This is a genomic window from Clostridium sp. BIOML-A1, from assembly GCF_009874105.1.
Classification (GTDB): Bacteria; Bacillota; Clostridia; order Lachnospirales; family Lachnospiraceae; genus Coprococcus.
On the sequence record NZ_WWTL01000004.1, the window covers coordinates 336,617 to 344,991 of the forward strand.

Annotated in this window: 5 protein-coding genes and 1 other annotated feature; of the genes, 2 read left to right on the top strand and 3 right to left on the bottom strand. The window is 42.1% G+C overall.

All coding sequences use genetic code 11. The features are described from left to right. Window positions 1–37 precede the first annotated feature (37 nt). Window positions 38–1,408, top strand: coding sequence for an IS1380-like element ISClsp2 family transposase (locus GT641_RS05245; protein ID WP_161116985.1), 1,371 nt, complete (start codon window positions 38–40; stop codon window positions 1,406–1,408). 984 nt (window positions 1,409–2,392) lie between these two features. Then, window positions 2,393–3,280 (top strand): DegV family protein, encoded by an 888-nt coding sequence (locus tag GT641_RS05250; RefSeq protein ID WP_161116986.1) that lies wholly within the window; start codon window positions 2,393–2,395, stop codon window positions 3,278–3,280. Between the two features lies 1 nt (window position 3,281). On the opposite strand, the gene GT641_RS05255 is transcribed toward GT641_RS05250, so the two are convergent. From GT641_RS05255 to GT641_RS05265, 3 genes are all read right to left on the bottom strand, one after another. Then, a complete protein-coding gene (locus GT641_RS05255) occupies window positions 3,282–3,791 on the bottom strand; it encodes a flavin reductase family protein (protein WP_021944623.1) in 510 nt (169 codons plus the stop codon). A gap of 313 nt (window positions 3,792–4,104) precedes the next feature. After that, entirely contained in the window at window positions 4,105–5,100 is a 996-nt protein-coding gene (gene nudC / locus GT641_RS05260; RefSeq protein ID WP_161116987.1) for an NAD(+) diphosphatase, read from the bottom strand. Window positions 5,101–5,271: 171 nt separating this feature from the next. Then, a complete protein-coding gene (locus GT641_RS05265) occupies window positions 5,272–7,914 on the bottom strand; it encodes a valine--tRNA ligase (protein ID WP_161116988.1) in 2,643 nt (880 codons plus the stop codon). Between the two features lie 101 nt (window positions 7,915–8,015). After that, window positions 8,016–8,220, bottom strand: a binding site (T-box leader). Between the last annotated feature and the right edge of the window lie 155 nt (window positions 8,221–8,375).

An 8,375-nucleotide genomic window follows, 5' to 3' on the forward strand; every position in this document is an offset into this window, starting at 1 on the left:
ATAATGAAAGTATCAAAAGATAGGCGGAGGCAGTGCAATGAAGAAAATACACATTGAATTCAGCGATGAGCGGCTCATTACTCCCAGTGGTCTGGTATTCGTAGGGCAAATACTTGGAAAAAGCAGTTTTGTTAAAAAAATCAACCGTGCTCCAATTTCAAAAGATTATCTGCAGAAACAGATAAAAAATGGAGACGTGCTCCTCACCTATATTGGTATGCTCTGTCAGGGAAAACCCCAGTATGAGGCTGTCCGTGAAATGATAGATGACCCTGACTACTACAAATACGCATTAGGCATCTCCTATGCGATTCCTTCCGCCGAAACACTCCGTCAGCGTTTTGACATGATCGGGGATTCCCTGCGCAAAGACATCCAGCAGGCAAATGTCGACATGCTGCGTGAAATGCACATAGAGCCGACAGCCCTGGATAACGGCTTTGTTCCTGTCGATATTGATGTAACCCCCTTTGACAATTCGAAATCCAATAAGGAAGGCGTATCCCGTACCTACAAGGGTTTTGACGGATATGCACCAATTATGGCATATATCGGCACAGAAGGATACCTCGTCAATCTTGAACTGCGGATTGGGAAACAGCACTGCCAGAAAGAAACTCCTGATTTCCTGAGAGAGACCATTGAACTGTGCAGACAGCTGACGGAAAAACCACTGCTCATCCGGCTGGATTCCGGCAACGATGCATCTGAAAACATAGGCATCTTTATGGAAGAAAGCTATAAATACAACAATGTGTCTTTCATCATAAAACGGAATCCCAGACAGGAAAGTAAAGAAGAATGGCTGGAATCCGTCAGGGAATGCTGCCAGAATATCCAGCATCCACGTGATGGGAAAACTGTTTATATCGGACAGACCTTCCGGAATGTGACATATTCCCTTTCTGATAACGAGGAGAAAACTGTCGGAATACGCACAATTTATGAGATCACGGAAAGAACCATTGACCGATATGGGCAGTATTTTATCGTACCCGATATAGAACTGGGCACATACTGGACAAACACTTCCCTGCCAGACGAAACAGTCATTGATCTTTACCATGCCCACGGAGAAAGTGAGCAGTATCACAGTGAAATCAAGACGGACATGGATGTTGGAAGACTCCCGTCGGGAAAGTTTGAGAGCAACAAACTGGTGCTGGAGCTGACAATGATCGCATATAATATTCTTCGAATCATAGGGCAGGAATCGCTGAAAAAGAAGGATGCTCCCGGCCGGAAGAAAATACATCGCCGAAGAATACGTACGGTGATCAGTAATCTTATGCAGTTTGCGGGACATCTGACAGAACATGCCGGCCGTCTGGTGCTGTCCATTGGAAGGAGTAATCGCTGGAGATTTACTTTCAAGCGTCTTTATGACAGCTTTGCATTCATCACCTGACAACAGGTAGCTGAATATGGCAATGGCAGCTGCACACAAATGGTGCAGTCTTTTTTTGAACGCAAAATTATGCAGCATTTTCAAAATTTAGTATACAATAACAAATATGGCAAACTTCAAAAGTTCATCTGCGACATTGTCATAAAATTTAACTTCTACCATTCTACCAATACCTCGTCAAATTCCGATTTATCTTTCTACTCAACTACACGCCAACTTCTTTAAAAGATTAACATAATATTTAAGCTCATTCAAGGAACTCAAATAAACACACAAGTGGAATACCTCAAATTAAGTTTGTTTATTTGAAATTGCAATATAACTGCATATAGAAATCAGGAAACTTATACAGTACAAAACAACCGCTCCAAAACTAAACATTACTTCTTCCAAATAAGTTAGTCCTGGCATAAATCCATATCCAGGAAGATTATTATAGTAAATCATCAGTCCTATGGATATAAGCAGCGGAATTAGTTCTGCCGAAAACAATATCCGCCAAAGTTTTTTTGTTTTCTTGCGAATGGTTATCACAAATAATATTATTTGAAATATTAAAATTACTATATATGTAATCAGTAGGAACAGTGCCATTACTATTTTCCTCCGTAAGTTCCGAGTTATATGATAATCCAAGTGAACATTAAATACAAATAAGGCAATAATGCCATAATCTCATTGAATACGAACAGCTTGCTTCCAATTTGAATCTTATACTTTGTTCTCGCTTTCTTATAGAAAAACACGCAGCAAATCGTTGTTGCAATAATATGTATTATTCCAATTATCAAAATCAGCCAATGCAATCTTATATTTTGAAACTTATTATCATATCCAGTCAGATCAAACCATATTACAATGAACCATGCAAGTAAGTCATTTACTAAATACGCAATAATAACAATTTTTTCAAAGAGTATTTTCATCAACACCGGTAATACTAATACAGGAAATATATCGGAAATTGTATTGGAGGTTTTTATCATGAGAAATTTTATCTTATCGTGTGAATCGACAACGGATCTGTCATATTCTTATCTGAATGAACGGGAAATTGCGGTCATTCCTTATACTTACATCATTCATGAACATGTATACGAGGATAACATGGAACGAAATCCGGATCTGATGCCGAAGTATTATAAGATGTTGGAAAAAGGGCTGCTGCCTACAACCTCCCAGATCAACGAAGCTTCCTATTATGATTTCTTTGAAGGACTGATACGGAATGGTGATGTGCTTCATATCACATTCAGCTCCGCCTTAAGCGGATCGGCAAATAATGCCTATCGTGCGGCGGCAGCAATAAAAAAGAACTATCCGGGAAAGCAGCTGCAGGTCATTGATTCTCTCTGCGGTGCAGGAGGGTATGGATTGTTAACGGACTACGTTGCCGATATGCGGGATGAAGGTCTTTCATTGGCAACAGCTGCCGACTGGATCATGAAGCATCGTACCTGTATCCATCATCAGTTTTTTACAACCGATCTCACCTTTCTGCACCATAGCGGACGGATCAGCGGCGCTGCTTCCCATATCGCATCGATCCTGAACATTCATCCTCTGATCCGGCTGGATCAGAACGGAATGGCAGATGCCTATACAAAAGTCCGTGGCAAGAAGCGCGCCGTAAGAGAGGTGATCTCTGAGATGGAATACTACGCAGAAAACGGGACAGACTACAATGGAAAATGCTTCATCTCCCATGCTGCCTGCCCCGAGCTTGCTTATCTGTTAAAGAACTCCGTCCTACAGACATTTCCGAATGTCACCCATCCGGTACGCATCTTAAATGCCGGTACAATTACCGCATCCCACTGCGGTCCCGGCGCTGCCGGACTGTTCTTTCTCGGGCGCGAACGCCCGTATTAATTTAATATTCATCCGGTACAAGTACCTTTTCAATCTCTGCGATATAGTATCTGTGATAATCCTTATCCGGATATACCTTTGCTCCTTCCTCAGGATCAGCAAAGGTAGCAGGATCAATATCTCCTTCGCACATTTTTCTGCAAATGAGTGTAATGCCTGCCTCCTTGATAACCGGAACATCACCACAGAAATCAAGGGTGATCCCTGCTCCTGCAAATTTATCCGCTACATCCTTACCGGATGTTCTTCCGCAATAAGTCAGTGCCTTTCTGTACTCTTCCGGAAGCACACAAACGGAAAATTCCTTCTGTTCATCGATAAACTGCTTTGTATATCTCTGTGGGCGGATATAAATCGTTATAACAGGCTTTGACCAGAATTCACCAAAGGAACCCCAGCTTACTGTCATCGTATTTGCCTTTTCATGATCTCCTGCAGTTACAAGTGCCCACTTTTTGTTGATCATTTCGATCAGATTTCCTTTTAATTCCTCTGCATTAATTTCTTTCATCTTGATAATACCTCACTTTTCTGATTACTCAATTCCTGAAGTGTTTACTGTAACAGAAATACATCCTGATACAATAATGAGGCACTGATCATTCTCAATGCCTCATTGCAAAATCGTATGGTACACTGGTATTACCAGCTGGTTTTTGGCTCATTATACCATCCGCTTTTGTTTTGTCAACCAACAGCTTTTCAGAAACAAATCGTTTTTTATTACTTTTTAACACAGGTTTTATAATATATGAAATTATTGTCAACCTTATGCTTTTCTTTTTTTATTTTATTCAGATATCAAATACTATAACTTTATTTTTTTATAGTGATCGGTCTGTTTTCAGATCAAACACACCCTGTCCATATCGTTTAAACTGCATCATCATCTCATGTGTCAGACTCAGATGTTCTCCATAGTCCGGGATCTGCTCGCGCTCTACCCATTCACCGCTTGCAAGTTCTTCATGATCGATGGTCAATTCCGGTCCATGCTCATCTGACTTTTTTCTGTCTGCCTGACAGAAGAATCCCATCAGCAGATTGCTGTCAAATCCCCACGGTTGTGATTTGTAATACCGGATATTCTTAACCGGTATTCCGACTTCCTCCATCACCTCACGCCGAACCGTTTCCTCTACCGTCTCACCTATTTCCGTAAAGCCGGCGATCAGGGCGTATCGTTTATACTCTCTTGCAGCGTAAGTTGTAAGAATGATGCGATTGCCATCTGTCACTCCGACAATTACTGCCGGTGCGATCACTGGGAAGATCAGATGTCCGCATGACGGACAACGGAGCATCCGTTCTTTCTCATCCGGGAGCACAGGCATTCCGCAGGCTCCACAATAGCGGTTCATCGAATACCACAGATACAGATGCCATCCGGTTGCCGCCGCAAGCACTTCTGCCTTTGGCTTGCAGCTTCTGGTCTTATACATGCTCCGGTATTCATAACCCGGAATCTCCAGACGCTCTCCCCAATTTACATCAGTTGCTCCATTCGCTGATCTTTCAGCATAATAAGGCTCTGTTGTCCGGACAAGATCCTGCGGTCGATACAAAAAATACTGTCTGTCATCGATCACAAACAGGTATGTCAGATTATCCTGCCATGATGCATCCTGCGTGACCGTATCATTTATTCCTATATAGCTTTTATATTCCGAGACAGTGAGCCAGACCAGCTCATGCTCATCCTCTACCTTTTTGGCAAGGATCAGTTTCTCGGAAAATGCAAGGATCGCATCATCATTCTTCGGCGGTTTTCGATATGCATATTCATTATGAAACCGTTTTGGTTCTATATCCTGTATCATCTTCCTATACCAGACAGGCTGTCTGATACGATATGAAAACATCTGTATTATCAGTGCTTTTATATGCGGATCAGCCAGCCTGTTTCTTTCTTTTTGAATTTATACCATGAATCATTTCTGTCGACACTGTCGTTTTGATTCATGTATGGACACAGCTTTGCGTCTCTGTTATTACTTCTTTAACTGAGCCAGACGTTCTTCAACCTGGGCTTTCATTTCTGTATATTTTGCAAGCTTGGCTTTTTCTTCTTCTACCTTAGCAGCCGGTGCTTTATCTACAAATTTAGGATTTGCAAGCATACCGGATGCACGCTTGATCTCGCCGGTCAGACGACCGGATTCTTTCTCCAGACGCTCGATCTCTTTGTCGATATCAACCAGCTCTGCAAGCGGAATATAGAGTGCGGCATCATGTATCAGGGTAGATACTGCATTCTCATCAATACCATTCTTGCTATCCTGAATGAATACCTCACTTGCATATCCAAGTGTTGCAAAGAAATTCTTTGATGCTTCAAATATATCACGGATCTCACTCTTAGCAGATACAACATATACAGTTGCTTTCTTGCTTGGCGGTACATTCATACCGGTACGCAGATTACGGATTGCACGAACCGCAGCCTTGATCGTATCAACTGCATTTTCATCCTGCTTGAAACTCCACTCCTCTTTATATACAGGCCAGTCAGAGATCATAATAGATTCTTCCTCATCCTGAATGTTACAGAAGATCTCCTCCGTGATAAACGGCATATATGGATGTAATAATTTCAGTGCCTGGATCAGAACGGTCTTTAATGTCCAGAGGGCTGCTGCCTTTGTCTCGTCAGCATCATTGTAAAGTCTTGGCTTAACCATTTCGATATACCAGTCACAGAATTCTTCCCATATGAAGTCATATACCTTGGAAACTGCGATACCCAACTCGTATTTCTCCATATTATCTGTCATCTCAACTGCCAGATCATTGACCTTGGATAAGATCCAACGGTCAGCGATCGTAAGATCAGATAATTTTACATTTGAGAAATCAGCCTTTTCCATATTCATCATAATGAATCTGGATGCATTCCAGATCTTATTTGCAAAGTTTCTGGAATTCTCTACACGCTCCCAATAGAAACGCATATCATTTCCCGGTGCATTACCTGTGATCAGTGTCAGACGAAGGGCATCTGCACCATATTTATCAATAACCTCAAGCGGATCGATACCGTTTCCAAGAGACTTACTCATCTTCCGGCCCTGATCGTCACGAACCAGTCCGTGGATCAGAACATGCTTAAATGGGCTCTTTCCTGTCTGCTCCAGTGCGGAGAATACCATACGGATAACCCAGAAGAAGATGATATCGTATCCGGTTACAAGTACGTCAGTCGGATAGAAATATTCATATTCCGGTGTCTTCTTTGGCCAGCCAAGTGTTGAGAATGGCCAGAGTGCGGATGAGAACCATGTATCCAGTGTATCTTCATCCTGTGTCAGATGTGTGCATCCACATTTCGGACATACCGTCGGAACTTCTCTGGAAACGATCGTCTCATGACACTCATCACAGTAATAAGCCGGGATTCTGTGTCCCCACCAAAGCTGACGGGAGATACACCAGTCGCGGATATTTTCAAGCCAGTGGATGTATGTCTTATCAAACTGCTCCGGTACAAATTCCAGCTCATCTGTCTTGATCAGATCAAGAGCTGCCTGGCCCATTTCCTTCATACGGACAAACCACTGTGGCTTGATCATTGGCTCTACCGTTGTCTTACATCTGTCATGTGTTCCTACGTTATGTGTGTGTGGTACAACCTTTACAAGAAGACCTTCTTTTTCCAGATCTGCTACCATTGCTTTTCTTGCTTCATAACGATCCATGCCTGCGTATTTGCCGCCCTTCTCGTTGATCGTAGCATCATCGTTTAAAATATTGATTTCTTCCAGATTGTGTCTCTTACCTACTTCGAAGTCGTTCGGATCATGTGCAGGTGTAATCTTTACACAGCCTGTTCCGAATTCCATATCTACATATTCATCTGCGATAACAGGAATCTCTCTGTCTGTTAAAGGAAGCTTCAGCATCTTACCGATGATATCCTTATAACGCTCATCCTTTGGATTTACAGCAACTGCCGTATCACCAAGCAGGGTTTCCGGTCTGGTCGTTGCAATCTCTACATATCTTCCTTCTTCTCCAACGATCGGATAATTGATATGCCAGAAATGTCCTTCCTGTTCTACATGCTCTACCTCTGCGTCCGAAATGGATGTCTTACATACAGGACACCAGTTGATGATCCTGGAACCTTTGTAGATATATCCCTTTTCATAGAGATTAACAAATACTTCCTTAACTGCTTCTGAACATCCCTCGTCCATTGTAAAACGCTCTCTGTCCCAGTCAGCAGATGAACCCAGCTTCTTTAACTGATTTACGATTCTTCCGCCGTATTCTTCTTTCCATTTCCAGGCATGCTGTAAGAAAGCCTCTCTGCCGATCTCCTTCTTATCAATGCCTTCTGCCTTTAATTTCTCTGTTACCTTTACCTCTGTAGCGATCGCTGCATGGTCTGTACCCGGCTGCCATAATGCACTGTAGCCCTGCATTCTTTTGAAACGAATGAGGATATCCTGCATCGTATTGTCCAGGGCATGACCCATATGAAGCTGTCCGGTTACATTTGGAGGCGGCATAACGATCGTAAATGGTTTCTTACTGCGATCTACCTCTGCATGAAAATATTTCTTATCTTCCCATTTTCTGTACAGCCTGTCTTCTATGTCGGCCGGATTGTATGTCTTTTCCAGTTCTTTCATCTGTTCCATCCTTTCTGTTTTTATAGCATCTTTAGTGGAGCGTTTTTCCTTTACAGAATCAATCTTCTTACATAGAAAAAGCCCTTTGAAACATCTCTGTTCCAAAGGGCGTATCTTACGCGTTACCACCTTAATTTATCACTCATCTTATTCTGTAACGGGAACGACCCGGCGCATCCTACTGAACATTTCGGATGTGCTGCTCCAAAGCTACCTTCCCACAAATTTCCTCGAAAGACCTTTCAGCCTGTGGATCTTCCTCTCTGGCAGTTCTTTTATGGTACTCCTCTTTTTCCTTGCATTTATGCTGTTAAACTAAATCTCATAGTACAACAGAAGTCTTTCCAGTGTCAAGCGGTTTTAAACGTAATCTTGCTATTTTTCTGTAGGATTACAATACATGTGTTACAACTGAATATAAAAAAAGCAGAGATACTTCTTTTGTGTTATATTTTAGTCAC

Excerpts from the sequence above, each read along its gene's own strand:
- GT641_RS05265 (WP_161116988.1), bottom strand. The coding sequence starts at position 7,914 with ATGAAAGAACTGGAAAAGACATACAATCCGGCCGACATAGAAGACAGG.
- nudC (WP_161116987.1), bottom strand. The coding sequence starts at position 5,100 with ATGATACAGGATATAGAACCAAAACGGTTTCATAATGAATATGCATAT.
- GT641_RS05250 (WP_161116986.1), top strand. The coding sequence starts at position 2,393 with ATGAGAAATTTTATCTTATCGTGTGAATCGACAACGGATCTGTCATAT.
- GT641_RS05245 (WP_161116985.1), top strand. The coding sequence starts at position 38 with ATGAAGAAAATACACATTGAATTCAGCGATGAGCGGCTCATTACTCCC.
- GT641_RS05255 (WP_021944623.1), bottom strand. The coding sequence starts at position 3,791 with ATGAAAGAAATTAATGCAGAGGAATTAAAAGGAAATCTGATCGAAATG.